Source organism: Actinoplanes sp. NPDC000266, from assembly GCF_042899005.1.
Taxonomy (GTDB): Bacteria; Actinomycetota; Actinomycetes; order Mycobacteriales; family Micromonosporaceae; genus Actinoplanes.
Window position 1 is genome coordinate 589,786 of sequence record NZ_JBIAZI010000001.1, and the last position, 16,810, is coordinate 606,595.

Sequence of the window (16,810 nt, forward strand, 5' to 3'; positions counted from 1 at the left end):
AGCCTGCAAACAGCGCTACCGGCCAGCCGGTATCACTTCGGATAGGGCGCGGCGAGGGTGAAGGGTGTCCGGGCCAGCTCCAGGAACGGCGCGGGAAAACCGGGGCCCTCGGTGTAGTACCGCGCCCGGGTGCGGCCGACCGGGACGAGCAGCCCGGCGGTGGCCAGGTCGCGCAGATCGCGCTGGGCCTGCTGAAGGGTGAGTCCCTCGGCCTGTTCGTAGCGCGTACGGCGGACCCGGCCCCCGATCGCGACGTCGTGCAGCGCGGAGACGACCCGCTCGTCCAGTCCGGCCTTGCCGACGAAGCCGGCGAGCAGGTCCCACACGGCGGCCGACCGCTCCATCCGGTGGTGAACCAGCTGCGCCTGCTGGTGGTAGGCGGTCAGATTGAACCGGATCCACCCGGAGACGTCCTGGTCAGGCCGGTAGGTGGCGCCGCGGCTCTGCAACTCCTCGTAGTACTTCCACGTGTTGCCCGGGCGCCCCAGCCACGCCTCGATCGAAGAGAACTCCGGGGCGAGTACGCCTTCGCGCGCGATCAGCAGGGTCTGCAGCGAGCGGGACATCCGGCCGTTGCCGTCGGCCCACGGATGGATCGACACCAGGTGCAGGTGGGCCATGGCCGCCCGGACCAGCGGGTGGGTGCCGTCGTCCGTATTGAGCCAGGAGACCAGCTCGGCCATGAGCTCGGGAACGTCGGCCGCGGGCGGCGCGGTGTAGGCGGCGATGCTGGGATCACTCGGATCGGTGACGTAGACCTGCCCGGCGCGCCATTGCCCGGCCCGCTTGTTGGGCGTGTGGCGGTGCCCCTGCAACATCCAGTGCAGCGCGTTCAGCAGGCCTTTGCCGTATGCGAAGTCGGCGACGTCGTGCAGGGTCTGCACGTAGGTCATCATCCGCTGGTAGGCGAGCGTCTCCTCGCGGTTCTCCTCGGAGACGTCGACGTCGCGCTCACCCGCCATCAGGTCCTGGACGTCCTGCGTGCTGACCCGGAAGCCCTCGATCGAGTTCGAGGCGGCGATGGCATCGGCCGTCAGGAACTTCCGGAGCCCGGAGGTCCACGTGCCGGGCCGCCCCTGTATCTGGTGCCGCAGCCGGCCGCGCATCTTCTCGATCTCGGCGAGAACTGCCTGGTCGGCCGAGGTCAGGGAAGGCGTGGGGTACAGCATGACCTGATAATAGGATGACGCAATCATTGCGTCAAAGGAGAATGGCCGGCATGGATGAGGTCGAAGTCGTCATCGCCCATTCCGAGCGGGTGACCCTGCGCGTCGGCGACGTGTTTCTCAAGGTGGACGGCGATCAGGCGCGCATCGACGCCGAGGCCGAGGCGATGGTGCTCGCGCCGGTTCCGACGCCGGAGGTGTTGTGGCGGCGGCCGAACGTGCTCGCGATCGCCGCTGTGCGAGGAGCAACCCTGGGGCGCCTCGGCGGAGCCTCGGCCGGGTCGCCGGCCGCGTGGGCCGCGGTGGGCGCCACCATCCGGAAGCTGCACGACGCGCCGCTGCCGGAGCGGACCGGGCAGGCCGGGCGGAGCATCGCCACGCTGACAGCGTTGCTCGACGAGGAGTGTGGACTGCTGGTGGCGAACGCCGTGCTGCCCGCCGATCTCGTAGCCCGCAACCGTGCGATCGCCGAGGGCGCTCTTCGGCCCTGGACTCCGGCCTTCACCCACGGCGACCTGCATCTCGCGCACGTCTTTGTCGAAGGCGACGAGGTCACGGGGATCATCGACTGGTCCGAGGCGGGCCAGGGCGACGCCCTCTACGACCTCGCCACCTTCACTCTGGGAAACGAGGAGCGCCTCGCTGATGTCATCGCCGGCTACGGCGCCGATGTCGACCTTGACGTGGTCCGGGCGTGGTGGTCGTTGCGAAGTCTGCTCGCGGTTCGCTGGCTGGCCGAGCACGGCTTCGACCCGTTCGCGCCGGGCTGCGAGGTCGACGTGCTGAGATCCAGGATGTAGCGCCGGCCGTCACTCGGCCCGGAGGGGCTTCGCCTGGATCTGGTCGGCCGGTGCGGTCGGTGCGAGCTCGGCCCGCAACGGCTTGGCGTTCAGCGCGGCCGCGGCGGCGCCAATGGCGCCGGCGGTCAGCGCCAGGGCGCCGGCCACGGCAAATGCGCTGAGGGCGCGATGGAAGGTCCGTTTTCTCATGGCAGTCCCCCGTTCGATCGGACGTGCCGGGGACCTTAGCGCCGGGGCCGCTTGATCGGGGGTCACTGTCCTCGATCTGTCGCCGGGAAGCGGAGGGCGCGGGCGGCGCCGTGCATGTCGTGGGGGAGGTCGGCGTACGCCCATTGGTGTGACCGGGTGTGCAGGCACGCCGCCTCGACGTCGCCGGACTCGAGGACGGCCAGCAGCTCGGCGTGCTCGTCGGCCACGTGGTGCAGGTCGGGGTTGGTCACGACCAGGGTGATGGCCGTGCGGGCCTCGATCTGCAGGCCCTCCCAGGCCCGCTCGAGCAGGAAGTTGCTGCTGGCCAGGACGACCCGGCGATGGAAGCGGGCGCTGGCCTGGCCGATGCCGCGCACGTCGGCCGCGGTGGCCCGGCGGTACATCTCGTCGACGTCGCCGCGCATCTCCTCGAGGGGCAGCTTGCCGTTCAGCATGGCCAGGCGGGTCGCCGCCTCTTCCAGGGCGGCGCGGACGACGTACGCCTCCCGGATGGTCTGCTCGACGAAGGGGAGCACATGCCGGCCGCGCCGGGGCCGGCTCTCGACCAGCCCCAGGCCCTCGAGCTCGCGCAGGGCCTCACGCACGGGGGCCTGGCTGGTGCCGAAGTCGGCCGCGATCTTGGTCTCGATCAGGCGCTCACCGGACTTGATCCGGCCCGACACGATCAGCTCGACCAGGCCGTCCCGGATGCCCTCGCTCAACGTCGGCCTCGACGGCAACTCGCCCTCCTCAAGGTCACGCGTCTCTTGACCAGCATAGTAAGTCATCGTTACGTTGGATTATCGATATCGATAAAAGGATCTCGCATGTTGACTGAGGTTCATGTCCCCGAGGACGTGCCCGCGGCTGTGAGTCTTGTCGCGGCGGGCGCGACGATCATCGGCGGCGGCACGAGCTTGATGCCGCGGCTCAACGACTACGCATCACCGCCGACCGAGCTGGTGAGCCTGCGCCGGGCGGGCCTGGCCGGTGTCCACTTCGACGGCGGCACGGTGACCATCGGCGCGATGACGACGCTGTCGCAGATCGAGCACGATCCGCGGCTCGCCATCCTGAACCCGGTCGTGCGCTCGATCGCCTCGGTGCCGGTGCGCACGCTGGCCACCGTCGGCGGCAACCTGTTCGCCCGCCAGCCGCACGGCGATCTGGCCGTCGCCTTGGTGGCCCTGAACGCGCGCGTCGCGCTGGCCGGGCAAAACCAGGCCGCGTCCACCGTGGAAGACCTGGCTGCAGGCGTCGCGCCGGCAGGGAAAGCGGCTGGGGGAGCGGACACCCTCGTCACCGCCGTCACCTTCGACCTGCCCGAAGGCGGCGCCTTCAAATACCTCAAGGCGGCCCGCCGCCGCTACAACTCGGCGTCGCTGGTGACCGTCGCGGCGACGATCGACGAGCAAGCCGGCTCGGTGCGGATCGCGCTCGGAGGCGTCGGTGACCGAGTGGTCCGGGCCCACGCGGCCGAGGCGGCCCTCAACGGCCGGCCGCTCACCGAGGAGACGGTGCACGCCGCCGCCGAGGCGGAGCTCGCCCATCTCACGCCGGCCGACGACGCGTACGCCTCGGCCTGGTATCGCAAGCGTGTCTTCCCTGTCCACCTGCGCCGAGCGCTGCTCGGCCGCTGAGGAGAACGAGGCAGCCGGTGAAGATCGTCAATCTCAAGGTCAACGGTGTCGGCAAGGCCTTCATGGCCAGGCCGGAGACGACGCTGCTGCTGGCCCTGCGCGAGCAGCTCGGGCTGACCGGCGCCAAGCGCGGCTGCGCACAGGGCGCCTGCGGCTCGTGCACGGTCCTGCTCGACGGCGAGCCCGTGGTGTCCTGCCTGGTGCCCGCGCTGACCGTCGACGGGGCCGACGTGGCCACGGTCGAAGGCCTGGCCGACGGCACCAAGCTCAGCCACGTCCAGCAGGCCTTCCTCGACGGGTTCGCGACCCAGTGCGGGTTCTGCACCCCCGGGATGATCATGTCGGCCGAGGCGCTGCTCGACCGGAACCCCCACCCGACGCGGGACGAGGTGGCCGAGGCGATCAGCGGGAACGTGTGCCGGTGCACCGGCTACGAGCCGATCATCAGCGCCGTCCTCGACGCGGCCGAGCGGGCGAGGCTCTGATGCCGCGGGTCAACCCGATCGACGCCGAATACTTCAAGGACGAGCGCCCGGCCGCGGACTTCAAGGTCATCGGCAAGACGGTGCAGCGCTCCGACGCGCTCGGGCACGTCACCGGGCGTACCGAATTCTTCGAGGACCGGACCTTCCCCGACCTCGCCCATGTCAAGATCCATCGCTCGGCGCACCACCACGCGCTGATCGACAGCGTCGACATCTCCGAGGCGCTCCAGGTCCCCGGCGTGCTGCGGGTCATCACCCACGCCGACGTGCCCTCGAACTGGTACGTCGTGCTGCGGCTGATCGGCATCGAGCCCAACGACGAGCCGGTCCTGGCCGAGGACCGGGTCCTCTACAAGGGCGAGCCGATCGTGGCCGTGGTGGCCGACTCCGAGGCGGCCGCGCTCGAGGGCGCCCGCCGGGTGAAGGTGACCTACACCGAGCTGCCGGCGGTCCTCGACGTCGAGGAGGCCCTCGCGGAGGGCGCGCCGGTCATCAAGCAGGCGGGCACGAACTATTTCGTGTACGAGGGGCATCACGCGCGCCGGTTGCGTTTCGGCGACGTCGAGCAGGGCTTCGCCCAGGCCGATCACGTCTTCGAATGGCGGTACAGTTCGGCGCCGATCGAGCACGCGCCGACCGAGACCACCGGCTGCATCGTCGTGCCGCAGAGCAGCGGGCGGCTGCTCATTCACAGCAACACCCAGGCCGCGTTCTTCACCCTCGACAACACCGCGCTCATTCTCGACCGGCCGTTCACCGATCTGCAGGTCAAGGGCGGCACCGTCGGCGGCGGATTCGGCGGCAAGGTCGACGTCATGGTGGAACCGCTGGCCTGCATCGCGGCCACGCTCACCAACCGGCCGGTCAAATTCGTCTACACGCGCGAGGAGGAGATGCAGGTTTCGTCGCCGCGGGCGGCCGAGCGCATCTACATCAAGGACGGCGTCATGAACGACGGCCGTATCGTCGCGCGCAAGGTGATGCTGTACGTCGACGCCGGCGCCTATTCACGCCATTCGCCGTACGGAACCACCAAGGCGTGCGCCCACCTGCCGGGCCCGTACACGATTCCGAACGTCTACGCCGACTGCCACTGCGTCTACACCAATCGCACGCCGTCGAGCGCGATGCGCGGCTTCGGCGTCACCATCGCCGATTTCGCGCTCGAGTCGCAGATGGACCGGCTGGCCCGCGCCCTCGACATCGACCCGCTGCGATTCCGGCTCATCAACGCCTATCGCGACGGCGACATGAAGGCGCACCGCAAGGTGGCTGAGGGAACCGCCCTCATCGAGGTCATCCAGCGGGCGGCGGCGCTGGTCGGTCACGAGCTTCCCGACGAGTTCCGGGCCTTGTCCTCCGCAACCCCGAGAGGAGCAGATCAATGACGCTTCGGTACGGGCGGGGGTACGCCTCCGTCAACTACCCCACCGGCATGAACCTCGGCGGCGATCCGTCCCAGGCGCTGATTCACGCGACCACCATGGGCGGTTTCGTGGTGAGCCTGTCCTCGGTCGACCTCGGGCAGGGGCTCAAGACCGTCGTCGCCCAGTGCGCGGCCGAGACCCTCGGCATGCCGATGGAGAACATCATCATCGACACCGCCGACACCGACACCGGCCCGCACTGCATGGGCACCTTCGCCAGCCGCGGCACCCACCGGGTCGGCAACGCGGTCATCATGGCCGCCCGCGAGGCCCGCGACGTGATGTTGCAGGTGGCGGGGGACGAGCTCGAGGTCGACGCGGGCGACCTGGAGACCGACGGCACCGGCTTCGTCCGGCTCAAGGGCAGCCCCGAGACGAAGATCCACATCTCCGACGTGGCGCTGGCCGCCCACTTCAAGCAGGGCCGGACGATCTCCGGGCGGGGCATCTTCCTCAAGGAACGCAACTATCCGGTGCCCGAGACCGGCGAGATGGACCCGGACTCGTGCCAGGCCCACGCGTGCAGCGTGGCCGAGGTCGAGGTGGACGACGAGACCGGCGTGGTCACCGTGCTGAGCCTGCACAACGCGTACGAGATCGGCCGTGCCCTCAACCCGGCGATGGCCACCCAGCAGGTCGAGGGCGGCGCCTGGATGGGCGTCTCGCATGCCATCTTCGAGTCGACCGAGCCCTATTACCCGGCGTCGCGCGACCACGGTCCGGTCGACTTCACCGAATATCTGATGCCCGGGCCGGGCGAGATTCCGGTGCAGACGAGCGTGATCCTGGAACGGCCGGCGTCGAACGGTCCGTTCGGTGCGAAGGGCATCGGCGAGATGACGGCCAACGCGCCGATCCCGGCCATCGCGAACGCCATTTTCGACGCCTGCGGTGTACGGCTGACCACGATGCCGTTCACCCCGGAGTCGATCCTGCGCGGGCTCGACGCGCTGCGCGCATGACGCCGGATCGGGACGCCCTCAGCCGGCAACTTCAGGAGCGTAAATATTTCGCGGACGAGGGGCTGCTCACCGCCGTACGGCTGGCAATCGGTCTGGGAAAGCCTTTGCTTCTGGAGGGGGAGCCCGGGGTCGGAAAGACGCAGATCTCGCACGTGCTGGCCGGTGCGCTGGGGCGTGAGCTGATCCGGTTGCAGTGCTACGAGGGCATCGACGTGTCGCAGGTGCTCTACGAATGGGACTATCCGAAACAGCTGTTGAGCCTGCGCGCGGCCGAAGTTCAGGGCACACCGGTCGCCGATCTGTACGGGAGCGAGTTCCTTCTCGAACGCCCCCTTCTGCGGGCGCTGCGCAGTCGTTCGGGCGCCGTGCTCCTTCTCGACGAGATCGACCGGGCCGACAGCGAGTTCGAGGCGTTCCTCCTGGAGTTCCTCGACGGTTTCCAGATCACCATTCCGGAGATCGGGACGGTCACCGCCGCCGTGCCGCCGCTGGTCGTGCTCACCTCCAATCGCACGCGCGAATTGCACGACGCCCTCAAAAGGCGCTGCCTCTATCACTGGATCCCCTTTCCGGATCCGGAACGCGAGCGCACGATCGTCGAGGCCCAGGCGCCCGGGCTCAGCGCGCGGGCGGCGGCGCGGCTGGTCCGCTCGGTCAACGTCATCCGGTCGCTGGGCCCGCTGAAGCGGCCCGGCATCGCCGAATCCATCGCGTGGGCGCAGGGATCGCTGGCGCTCACGGCCGAGGGCGCGTCGCCGGTCGAGGCCCTGCGCGCGTCGCTCGGGCTGGTGCTGAAGAACGAGGAGGACGTCGCCCTGATCACGGCGCACGCGGGCGAGGTCTTCACCGATGACGCCCGTTGACGTCCTGTTCGCCTTCCTCCGCGAGTTGCGGGCGCGAGGGCTCGCCGTCCCGGTCGACAAGCAGCGGGACTTCTTCGCCGCCGTCGAGCTGATGCCGTCGCAGTTCTACTGGGCCGGCGCCACCACGCTCGTGACCTCCGAGGCCGAGATGCGCATCTACGACGAGGTCTTCTTCTCCTCGGCGTCGGTCACGATGGCGTCCCCCGACGCCGGGGAGGAACCGACCGGTGTCCCGGGCGCCCGCGAGACCGGCGACCTCGTTCTCGAACAGGGCGGTAGCGAAGGGCTCGCGGCCGGGCGGATCAGTCCCGAATCGACCGTCCGCTTCCCCGCCACGTCACCGAGCGCTCTCGAGCTCCTCCACGAGATCCGCCACTCGCTGCCACGGGCCGTGCCCACCACGCGATCGCGGCGAAGCCGTCCCGGCGGCCGCCGCCAGCGCGTCGACCTGCGCTCCACCTACCACGACGCCCGGCACACGTACGGCGAGGTGATGCGGCTGCACTGGCGGCACCGGCCACCCCAGGAGCGCCGGGTGCTGCTGCTGGTCGACGTGTCCGGATCGATGAAGCAGTACAGCGCCGACTACCTCCGGTTCGCGCACACGGTCGTCGCCACCTGCGCCCGCGTGGAGGTCTTCACCTTCGGCACGCGGCTGACCCGGGTCACCTCGGCGCTGCGGGTCCCGTCCCTGGACGCCGCGCTCGACACGCTGGCCGAGGTCGTGCTGGACGCCGAGGGCGGCACCCAGATCGGCGAGAGCCTGCAAACGTTCCTCGGCAACGCGCACTACGTGACCATGGCGCGGGGCGCCCTCGTGCTGGTCCTCTCCGACGGGCTCGAACGGGGCGACTGCGCGGCCATGACCGACGCCACCCGCCGCCTGTCCCGGCTCGCCCACCGGCTGAGCTGGTGGTCGCCGCTGGCCTGCGACCCCGCCTATCGGCCGCTGACCCGGGCCATGGCCGCGGTGCGGGCCGACCTCGACTCGCTCACCGGGGTCCGTGACCTCGGGACCGCGCTCACCGCCGTACGAGAAGGGTTTGCCCATGTACACGGGTGACATCGTCGACGCCCACCACCACGTCTGGCGCCAGGCCGACATGCCGTGGCTCTCGGGACCGATGGTCCCGAGGATCTTCGGGCCGTACGAGCCGATCCGGCGCGACTATCTCATCGAGGAGTACCGCAACGACGCGATCTCGGCCGGCATCGGCGCCTCGGTCTACGTCCAGCCGAACTGGCCGATGGACAAGGTCGTCGACGAGATCCGCTGGATCGCCGGCGTGCACGAGCGGTCGGGCTGGCCGATGGCCGTCGTCGGCTGCGCCGACCTGTTCGCCGAGAACGCGGTCGAGGTCATGCGTACGCAGCAGGCGATCAGCCCGCTCGTCGTCGGCACCCGCCTCCAGCTGCACTGGCACGAGCGTCCCGAGTTCCGCTTCGCGTCCGGCCCCGGCCGTATGAAGGACCCGATCTTCCGCTCGAACATCGCGGCCCTGGCGGACCTGGGCTGGCTGTTCGAGCTCCAGGTCTTCGCGGGGCAGATGCACGACGCGGCCGCGCTGGTCGCCGAGAACCCGGACGTGACGTTCGTGCTCGTGCACGCCGGGATGCTGACGGACCACACGGACCCGGCGGTGGTGGCCGAATGGCGGGCCGGCCTGGCGTCACTGGCCGCGCTGCCCAACGTCGTGGTCAAGCTGACCGGTCAGGGCACCTTCGTTCACCGCGTCGACCCGTCGCTGCTCCGGCTCGTCACCGACGAGGTGCTCACGCTCTTCGGGTCGGAGCGCGCGATGTTCGGCACGAATCTGCCCGTCGAAACCCTCTGGACCACCGCTGCTGCGCTGACCGGCGCGTGGAAGCAAGCCTTGGAAACGCGCACCGACGACGAGCAGGCGGACGTCTTCTCCCGTACGGCCCGCCGGGTCTACGGCCTCCCCGAAAGGAAAGAACCATGAGCCACTTCATTCTCACGTACGGCTACAACGACACCCCGGCACGGTCAGAACGCCGCCCGGAGCACCTGGAACACCTGGCCAAGCTCCAGGCCTCGGGCGCGCTCCTGCTGGCCGGGCCGCTGGCCGACCTCAGCGGCGGCATCATCGTCCTGGTCGCCGACGACATCGAGGCCGCGCAGGCCCTGGTCGACCAGGACCCGTACACCCGGCACGGGGTGACGAAGGACCGCGAGCTGAAGGAATGGAAGATCACGGTCGGCCTGCCCTGACAGATCACACCTGATTAGCAACCGAAGTGCTCAGGTCCTGCCACCTCCGGCCGATCCGGATGCACATGATCGCTTCGGTTGCCACCACCGCTGAGCTGCCCGCCGTCGGCACGTCGACCTACCTCGCCCTGGGCGAGGGAGCGAACGTCCGCTCCCGCCTCGTCGCGGTCGACGGCGACACCTTCACGGTCACCGCCCCGCTCGAGGTGGCCGGTCAGGCCGCGGAGTTCGACGTCTTCTGGGCGTCACCGAGCACCCGGATCGTGCTGCCGAGCCGCCTGGTCGCCGTCTCCGACGATGCGCCGTACTGCTGGATCCTGACCCCGACCGGCCCGGCCCGCCACAGCAACCGCCGCGAGTTCGTCCGCGGCGGAGGCGGCGCGGCCGTACGCCTGACCGCCGACGACCACGAGATGCAGGCCGCCCTGCTGGACATCAGCGAGGGCGGCCTGCGCTGCTGGATCGACGAGCCGGCCCCACTGACCCCGGGCGACCACCTGCGGGCGGCGATGAACCTGCCGGGCGGGAACGGCCTGGCCCTGGACGGCACGATCCTGACGGTCCGGGAGGCCCCACACGGCGACCCGGGCCAGCACATCGTCGTCACGTTCACGACGGAGGAGCAGGCCGCCCAGACAATCCGCTCCTACGTCATGACGTGGGAAATCAACGAACGTCGCCGCCAGGCGAGTGTGGCCTCCCTACGTAGCACCTCGTAGCACATGTCGCTAAGCTGTCCTCATGGCTGATCCGAGGCGCCACGAGATCACTCAACGCGAGCTTCGCAACGACTCCGGCGCCATCATGCGTGGGGTTGAACGAGGCGAGTCCTACACGATCACGCGGAACGGGACTCCGATCGGCCGCCTGATCCCGCTCCGGCGGCGCACCTACGTGCCTCGCGAGCAGGTGATGGCAACGTTCGCGACCGCCGCGGTCGTCGATCCCGACCGGCTACGCGCTGACCTGGACGCCGCCGTCGAACAAGACCCGTTCGATCGTGACTGGTGATGTCACGCGCGGCCTGATCGACACGAACATCGTGGTTCATCTGGCCTCGCTCTACCCTGCTCTACTGCCCGACGAGATGGTCGTCAGTGCTGTCACTCTGGCCGAGTTGTCGGCTGGTCCGCACCACACCGATGACCCCGTCGAACGGGCCAGGCGGACCAGCGTCCTTCAGCACACGGAGGCGACCTTCGACCCGCTGCCCTTCGACGCCGGGGCAGCCCGGACCTATGGCCTGGTGTGTGCGGCCGTCCTGGCTGCTGGGCGGACGCCCCGTCGGCGTGTCGCGGATCTGATGATCGCCTCCATCGCGGCCGCCAACCGGCTTGCGCTCTACACCACCAACCCGGCCGACTTCGTGGGACTCGATCGGCTGGTCACGGTGGTGGCCGTGCCGCGGCCGACCGACCACTAATCCGGCCGTGGACCCCTCTGACTTATCCGCTGTTCCGCATCTGCAGGCGAAATCTTCCGCATTCTGCGAGGTCTGGATTCCGTATCTTGCGGGTTCGGTTCCAGGGATTTCCCGGGCGCGGTGGGGTGGTGGCGCGGCTGACCCTCGAAAGACATTCCTCCAGATCTAAGGAGCAGCGATGTCTTTTCCCGAGGGATCTCTCCTCATCGGTGACGGGCCCGAGGTCTACTACGTTCAGAACGACACCCGGCGCTGGGTTCCCGACCCCCTCACCCTGCAAGCCGTGGATCCGCGTAGCTGGGGGGCGGTACAGCGGGTGCCGCAGGCCGACCTTCTGGTCCTGCCGGTCGGGGTGCCCCTGCCCGCCCTGAACGACGGCAGCCTCTCCATCTGCCCGGGTGGGCCCGCCTATTTCGCCCGGGGTGGGCAGTTCCACCTCGTGCCCGACGCCGCTACTCTCGCCTCTCTGCCCCGGGACCGGGTCGCCTCCACCCTGGCCGAGGACTTCGTGCTGCTCAAGGGTGCCGTCGGCGAACCTCTTCCCAGCGTCACCGACACCAGCGCCAACGCCGCCGCCATCGACGCCTACATTCGTACGCTGGCCCCGCTGCCCTACGAACCCGACTCGGACACTCCCGGGCCCCTCGTCAAGCGGCCCGGCGTCACCGAGGTTGACGGTGTCGACGTCGAAGTCACCGAGCAGCGGGTACGGATGAGCCGGCAGGTCTCCGACTTCGTCGAGATCAGCCCCATCTCCGATGTCATGTACGCCGGGTCGGCCGTCGCCGGTGTCTCGGTGCCGGGTGGGGCTCTGGCCCCTATCGCGCTGACCCGCGGGCCGGGGCAGATCACCGTCACCACCGATCTGACGCTTCCCGCCGTACGGTCCCAGTCGAAGCGGCTCGAGCGGCCCGACCTGCCCAGCTATGTCGACGCGCTCAACGAGCTTCTCGATGAGCTCCGGCCGACCGACAGCGCGGCCGCCATGTCGTACCGGCTGGAGAAGATCAACACGCTGGAGCAGGGCATGGTCAGCTTCGGGCTGAACCTGAAGGGGTCGGGCTGGAACGTCGACGCCAAGGCCTCGCTGAACGGCAACCTGACCCGCAGCACCGTGTTCGGCATGTTCTCGCAGGCCTACTACCAGGTGGCGTTCACCCCGGAGGGCTCGCCGCCGCAGTTCTTCGCCGACGACGTCACGCTCGACGAGGTCAGGACGTACGCCGGGCCGGACAACCCGCCGTGCTATCTGTCCTCGGTCACCTACGGGCGGATGGTGCTCCTGCTGGTCGACGGCGAGGCGAGCAGCCTGGAGATCAAGGCCGCCCTGTCCGGGGCCTGGACGGCCGCCGTCAGCGGGTCGGCCAGCCTGTCCGCCGAATACAAGAACACGCTGTCCCGCAGCTCGGTCCGGGCCGTCGTGGTCGGCGGGTCGTCCGGCGCGGCCGGCGACATCATCGAGAACCCGGCCGAGAACCTGCTCGGGTGGGTCAAGAAGCAGCTGAGGATCACGGCCGATCTGCCGGTCACCCCGATCCAGTACACGGTGCGCTACATGGCCGCGCCGCACCACCTGGTGAAGATCAGCCGCACCACCGACCCCGTGCGCATCGTCGACGCCAACGTCTACGGCGGGCGCGAAGCCGCGTGGTCGGGCTCGGTGGGCGAGGGGCCGGGACGTGGGCCGGTCGGCACCGGCCTGCGGATGAACCGCGGCGACGACGTCACGGTGACGGCCACCGGCTCCATCTGGGCCGGGTGGGTCTTCATCGGGCGTAACGGCCCCGAAGGCCTCGACGGCCCGCCCAAGCCGTGGTACCCGCTGCCCGACGGTGACGGCGTCCGCGGCTCCATGCTGATCGGCGGGTTCGACAACACCAACTGGTTCCCGGTCGGCGGCGGACGGCGCTTCACCGTCCCGGCCGAGCGCGAGGACGGCGAACTCTGGTTCCGCCTCAACGACGACAACATGACCAACGGCAACGGTCAGTTCGACATCAACGTGAGCCTGCGCCGCCGGATGCCCGTCATCAACGCCGCGAGCTGAAAGCTCAGGTCCGGGGCACGGCTTCCGACATAGCAGCCGTGCCAAAAAGCAGGTCCACGATCCTCGGCGCGGTGCTGTTCGTCTTCAGCGCCGGCTGGTTCCTGATCGGGCTGGGCCACGTGTGGGCCCACCCGGTCGTGGGCTGGCTGGCCCTGCCGATCTCGGCCGGGCTGGCCGCGCGGGCCTGCCTGCGGGTGGGGCGGCGGAGCGATCTGACCGCACCCGCCCGCACCTTCTGGCGGCGGATCGGGCTGGCCTGCGCGGTGCTCACGGCCGGCATCGTCAGCAACGCCGTCGACGCCACCACCGGGCCGGGCGCGCCCTCCCGCTCCGTCAGCCCGCTCACCTCCGTACTGCTGCTCGGGCTTCTGTTCTTCGCTCTCGGCGCGATGTCGCGGCTCACTTCCTGGCACCGCACCCGCCCGGAGTGGTTCCGTTTCGGCCTCGACGCCACCATCGTGCTGATCACCGTGGGCGTGCTGTTCTGGCACTACTCGCTGCGCCACATGTGGGCCGAAAGGCCCGGGTCGGTGCTGCCTTTCGTCGCCGTCATCACGCTCGTGCTCATCTCGGCGCTCGCCATGATCAAGCTGTCGTTCGCCGGCTCCGGGCACCTCGACCGGGTGTCGCTGGGCATCATCACCGTCGGTGTGGCGCTCGCCGCGGCCAGCGGCAGCCTGTCGCCGTATCTGCGGGACCGTCCCTATCTGTCCGGGAGCATGCTCGCCGCCGCCGTCGTGACGCTGACCGCCCAGCTCGCGGCCGAGCGCCAGCGCCGCGCCCCGGCGCCCGGCCCGGCCGACCGGAAATCGGCCCGCCGCTTCACCGTGCTGCCCTACGCGGCCCTCGCGGCGATCGACGTCAGCCTGCTCGCCACCGCCGCCACGACCAAGGGCGAGCTCCTGCTGCTGGTGGTCTGCACGGTCGTGCTGGGCGCTCTCGTGGCGTCCCGGCAGCTGTCGGCCCTGCGGGAGAACAACCGGCTGCTCGACACGGTCGACGCCCACCTGAGCCAGCTGCGTGACTATCAGGAGAAGCTCGACCACGAGGTGACGCACGACCCGCTGACCGGCATGCCGAACCGGACGCTGTTCACCTCGGCCCTCGCCACGGACGGCCCGTTCCACGTGGCGCTGCTGGACATCGACGACTTCAAGGTGATCAACGACCGGCTCGGCCACAGCACCGGCGACCAGATGCTGCGGACCATCGGGGCCCGGCTGTCGGCCGCGATCGGGCCGGGTGACGTCGCGGCCCGGCTCGGTGGCGACGAGTTCACCGTGCTGCTGACCGGCCGCACCGGCGAAGAGGCCGAAAAACTACTGACGGAACTGCTTGATGTCGTACGTCAATCCCTGGTCGTCGGCCGTTTCGAAATGACCCCGCGGGTCAGCATGGGCGCGACGGCCGCCGTGGACGGCGACACTCCGGAGGAGCTGCTGCGCCGCGCCGACGTGGCGATGTACGCGGCCAAGAGCCTGGGCGGCGACCGCTGGACCTGGTTCGACCCGTTCATGGACCAGATGGAGGCCGAGGAGGCACTGCTCGGCGCCCAGCTCCAGCAGGCGATCGCCCAGAACGAGCTGTTCATGCTCTACCAGCCGATCGTCGAGCTGCCGCACGGCCGGTTCGCCGGCGTCGAGGCGCTGGTGCGCTGGCGGCACCCCGAGCACGGGCTGATCTCGCCCGGCGTCTTCATCCCGCTGGCCGAGCGGAGCGGCTCCATCGTCGAGGTCGGCCGCTGGGTGCTGGAACAGGTGGTGCGGCAGGCGGCGGCCTGGCAACGGGAGTACGGCGAGCACGCGCCGGCCAAGGTGAGCGTCAACATCTCGGCCCGCCAGCTGCGGGAGCCGGGTTTCGCCGAGGAGATGGCGGCCCTGCTGGCCCGCGAGGGCGTGGACCCGGCCGGGCTGGTGGCCGAGGTGACCGAGACGGCGGTGCTCGGCACCGGGGCCGCGCTGGACGCCGTGAAGGCGCTCAACGCCCTCGGGCTGCGGGTGGCGCTGGACGACTTCGGCACCGGGGCGTCGTCGCTGAGCCTGCTGGTCGACTGCCCCGTACAGATCCTCAAGGTCGACAAATCGTTCGTCGACGGCGTGACGACGGCCAGTCCGCAGGCCGTGATCGTGGACAACCTCATCCGGATCACCGAGGGCCTGCGGATCGAGGCCGTCGCCGAGGGCGTCGAGACCGCCGAGCAGGCGGCCCGCCTGCACCAGCTCGGCTATCAGCTGGCCCAGGGCTTCCACTTCGCCCGGCCGATGCCCGGCGAGGACGTGGCCCTGCTCTTCGGGACGGCCGCCGTCAGCCGGTCTGCTTCATAGCGCCCACCAGGGCCCGGCTGAGGATCGCGGAGGAGTAGGTGACCGTACCGGCCTTGATGCCCTCCGGATCGTCGGTGGTGCGGACCATGCGCGTACCCAGATAGGTGTAGTCGCTCTTGTCGAAGATCAGCTCCTGGCGCAGGCCGCTCTCGTCGACCCGGGCCAGGGCGACGCCGTGCCGGCCGGCCGCGTCGACGGCGTCGTCGACCACCAGCACGCCGGGGATCTTCGCGGCGGCCCGGTAGAGCGCGGGATAGAGAGCGGCCGGCGGGTAGCTCTCGCCGAGAAGGTCGCTGATCGTGGTGAAGGCCTCGCTGTCGGGGCCGTTGCCCATTCCCTTGGTCTGAGCCAGCCCTTGTGGCCGTCGAGCGACTGCCAGGTCTGCCGATCGGAGACGGTCGCGACCGGGGTGCCGTCGGCCAGGTGCACGTCGGTGCTCCTGCTGCTGATGTAGACCCAGTCGCCGGCCGGGGCCGGCTTCTTGTCGCGGGTGGCGGCGACCAGCACCATCTTGTCGACGAGCTGGTCGAGGCCGCGAGGGCTGCCGGCCTGGGCGTCGGCGAACTGGGCCGGTTCGGTCACGGCGGCGGCCGGCGGCGTCTGCTCGCCCTGGCCGGCCACGACGACGCCGGCGACGCCGGCCGCGATCAGGACCAGCGCCGCGAGGGCGAAGGCCGGGCGCCGAAGGAACGGCCGCCGCGTCTCTGTCTCTTGGTCGATAAGGGTCATCAGGCGCTCCCTGTGGAACTCGTGACGTCCGGGCGGCAGGTCCCGCGAGGGCGGGGCCGGTACGGTCGGGTGCTCGCTCATCGGTGTCCTTCCGGGTTCCGGGTCGTGGTGAGGTGGTCGCTGTTATCTGTCGCCCCGCCGGGGAGTTCCCGCCGAAGTTTTTCCCGGGCCCGCGACAACCGGGAGCGCACCGTGCCGACCGGGATGCCGAGCGCCGCGGCCGTCGACGCGTAGTCCAGGCCCTCCCACACGCAGAGCGTGAAGACCTCGCGATCGGCCCGGGGCAGGGCGGCCAGCGCGGTCATGGCCGCCGCCAGCAGCCGCGCGTCGTCGATCCGGCTGTCGGCGGTGCCCGCGTGATCGGGAACGGCCAGCGCCCAGTCGGCCGTCAGCCGGTAGCCGTGGTTGTAGACCGCCCGCGCGAACTGATCGAACAGCTCGCCGAACGCCTCACGATCACCGGCCCGGATCCGGGCACGCAGATCTGTCGTCATACGGGTCACCTGTCCGTCCGCCCACCTC

At 70.0% G+C, this 16,810-nt stretch carries 19 protein-coding genes; 14 read left to right on the forward strand and 5 right to left on the reverse strand.

Features of this window, described 5'->3' with window-relative positions; genetic code table 11:
* Positions 1-32: 32 nt before the first annotated feature.
* On the reverse strand, positions 33-1,169 hold the full coding sequence (locus tag ACFY36_RS02345) for a Fic family protein (protein WP_499744073.1): 1,137 nt from the start codon (positions 1,167-1,169) through the stop codon (positions 33-35).
* A 50-nt stretch (positions 1,170-1,219) separates the two neighbouring features.
* Here ACFY36_RS02345 and ACFY36_RS02350 point away from each other — a divergent pair, with 50 nt between their 5' ends.
* Positions 1,220-1,966: a phosphotransferase enzyme family protein gene (locus ACFY36_RS02350; RefSeq protein ID WP_499744074.1), complete on the forward strand. Its 747-nt coding sequence runs from the start codon at positions 1,220-1,222 to the stop codon at positions 1,964-1,966.
* 9 nt (positions 1,967-1,975) lie between these two features.
* On the opposite strand, the gene ACFY36_RS02355 is transcribed toward ACFY36_RS02350, so the two are convergent.
* Positions 1,976-2,155: a hypothetical protein gene (locus ACFY36_RS02355; RefSeq protein ID WP_499744075.1), complete on the reverse strand. Its 180-nt coding sequence runs from the start codon at positions 2,153-2,155 to the stop codon at positions 1,976-1,978.
* A 62-nt stretch (positions 2,156-2,217) separates the two neighbouring features.
* Positions 2,218-2,943, reverse strand: coding sequence for a GntR family transcriptional regulator (locus ACFY36_RS02360; RefSeq protein ID WP_499744076.1), 726 nt, complete (start codon positions 2,941-2,943; stop codon positions 2,218-2,220).
* A gap of 39 nt (positions 2,944-2,982) precedes the next feature.
* Here ACFY36_RS02360 and ACFY36_RS02365 point away from each other — a divergent pair, with 39 nt between their 5' ends.
* From ACFY36_RS02365 to ACFY36_RS02425, 13 genes are all read left to right on the forward strand, one after another.
* Positions 2,983-3,795 carry an FAD binding domain-containing protein gene (locus ACFY36_RS02365; protein ID WP_499744077.1) on the forward strand — a complete coding sequence of 271 codons (813 nt, stop codon included), beginning with the start codon at positions 2,983-2,985 and terminating at the stop codon, positions 3,793-3,795.
* A gap of 17 nt (positions 3,796-3,812) precedes the next feature.
* Positions 3,813-4,280 (forward strand): (2Fe-2S)-binding protein, encoded by a 468-nt coding sequence (locus ACFY36_RS02370; protein WP_499744078.1) that lies wholly within the window; start codon positions 3,813-3,815, stop codon positions 4,278-4,280.
* Positions 4,280-5,668 (forward strand): xanthine dehydrogenase family protein molybdopterin-binding subunit, encoded by a 1,389-nt coding sequence (locus ACFY36_RS02375; protein WP_499744079.1) that lies wholly within the window; start codon positions 4,280-4,282, stop codon positions 5,666-5,668. Before ACFY36_RS02370 ends, ACFY36_RS02375 begins: the two co-directional genes overlap by 1 nt.
* Entirely contained in the window at positions 5,665-6,669 is a 1,005-nt protein-coding gene (locus ACFY36_RS02380) for a xanthine dehydrogenase family protein molybdopterin-binding subunit (RefSeq protein WP_498696942.1), read from the forward strand. The genes ACFY36_RS02375 and ACFY36_RS02380 overlap by 4 nt, the downstream gene beginning before the upstream one ends.
* The gene (locus tag ACFY36_RS02385; protein ID WP_499744080.1) at positions 6,666-7,532 is read left to right on the forward strand and encodes an AAA family ATPase; all 867 of its coding nucleotides are present in this window, start codon (positions 6,666-6,668) and stop codon (positions 7,530-7,532) included. Before ACFY36_RS02380 ends, ACFY36_RS02385 begins: the two co-directional genes overlap by 4 nt.
* The gene (locus ACFY36_RS02390; protein ID WP_499744081.1) at positions 7,519-8,595 is read left to right on the forward strand and encodes a vWA domain-containing protein; all 1,077 of its coding nucleotides are present in this window, start codon (positions 7,519-7,521) and stop codon (positions 8,593-8,595) included. Before ACFY36_RS02385 ends, ACFY36_RS02390 begins: the two co-directional genes overlap by 14 nt.
* The gene (locus ACFY36_RS02395) at positions 8,582-9,496 is read left to right on the forward strand and encodes an amidohydrolase family protein (protein WP_499744082.1); all 915 of its coding nucleotides are present in this window, start codon (positions 8,582-8,584) and stop codon (positions 9,494-9,496) included. The genes ACFY36_RS02390 and ACFY36_RS02395 overlap by 14 nt, the downstream gene beginning before the upstream one ends.
* Complete coding sequence (locus ACFY36_RS02400) at positions 9,493-9,765, forward strand: YciI family protein (protein WP_499744083.1); 273 nt, start codon at positions 9,493-9,495, stop codon at positions 9,763-9,765. Before ACFY36_RS02395 ends, ACFY36_RS02400 begins: the two co-directional genes overlap by 4 nt.
* 65 nt (positions 9,766-9,830) lie before the next feature.
* A complete protein-coding gene (locus ACFY36_RS02405; protein WP_499744084.1) occupies positions 9,831-10,484 on the forward strand; it encodes a flagellar brake protein in 654 nt (217 codons plus the stop codon).
* A 22-nt stretch (positions 10,485-10,506) separates the two neighbouring features.
* The gene (locus ACFY36_RS02410) at positions 10,507-10,776 is read left to right on the forward strand and encodes a type II toxin-antitoxin system Phd/YefM family antitoxin (protein WP_499744085.1); all 270 of its coding nucleotides are present in this window, start codon (positions 10,507-10,509) and stop codon (positions 10,774-10,776) included.
* The gene (locus ACFY36_RS02415) at positions 10,766-11,188 is read left to right on the forward strand and encodes a type II toxin-antitoxin system VapC family toxin (protein WP_499744086.1); all 423 of its coding nucleotides are present in this window, start codon (positions 10,766-10,768) and stop codon (positions 11,186-11,188) included. The genes ACFY36_RS02410 and ACFY36_RS02415 overlap by 11 nt, the downstream gene beginning before the upstream one ends.
* A gap of 178 nt (positions 11,189-11,366) precedes the next feature.
* Positions 11,367-13,235 (forward strand): thiol-activated cytolysin family protein, encoded by a 1,869-nt coding sequence (locus ACFY36_RS02420; protein WP_499744087.1) that lies wholly within the window; start codon positions 11,367-11,369, stop codon positions 13,233-13,235.
* 38 nt (positions 13,236-13,273) lie between these two features.
* Complete coding sequence (locus ACFY36_RS02425) at positions 13,274-15,559, forward strand: putative bifunctional diguanylate cyclase/phosphodiesterase (protein ID WP_499744088.1); 2,286 nt, start codon at positions 13,274-13,276, stop codon at positions 15,557-15,559.
* Here ACFY36_RS02425 and ACFY36_RS02430 read toward each other — a convergent pair.
* Entirely contained in the window at positions 15,540-15,893 is a 354-nt protein-coding gene (locus ACFY36_RS02430) for a CU044_5270 family protein (protein WP_499744089.1), read from the reverse strand. The two genes, ACFY36_RS02425 and ACFY36_RS02430, sit on opposite strands and share 20 nt — an antisense overlap.
* Positions 15,894-16,365: 472 nt before the next feature.
* Entirely contained in the window at positions 16,366-16,782 is a 417-nt protein-coding gene (locus ACFY36_RS02435) for an RNA polymerase sigma factor (protein WP_499744090.1), read from the reverse strand.
* Positions 16,783-16,810: the final 28 nt, after the last annotated feature.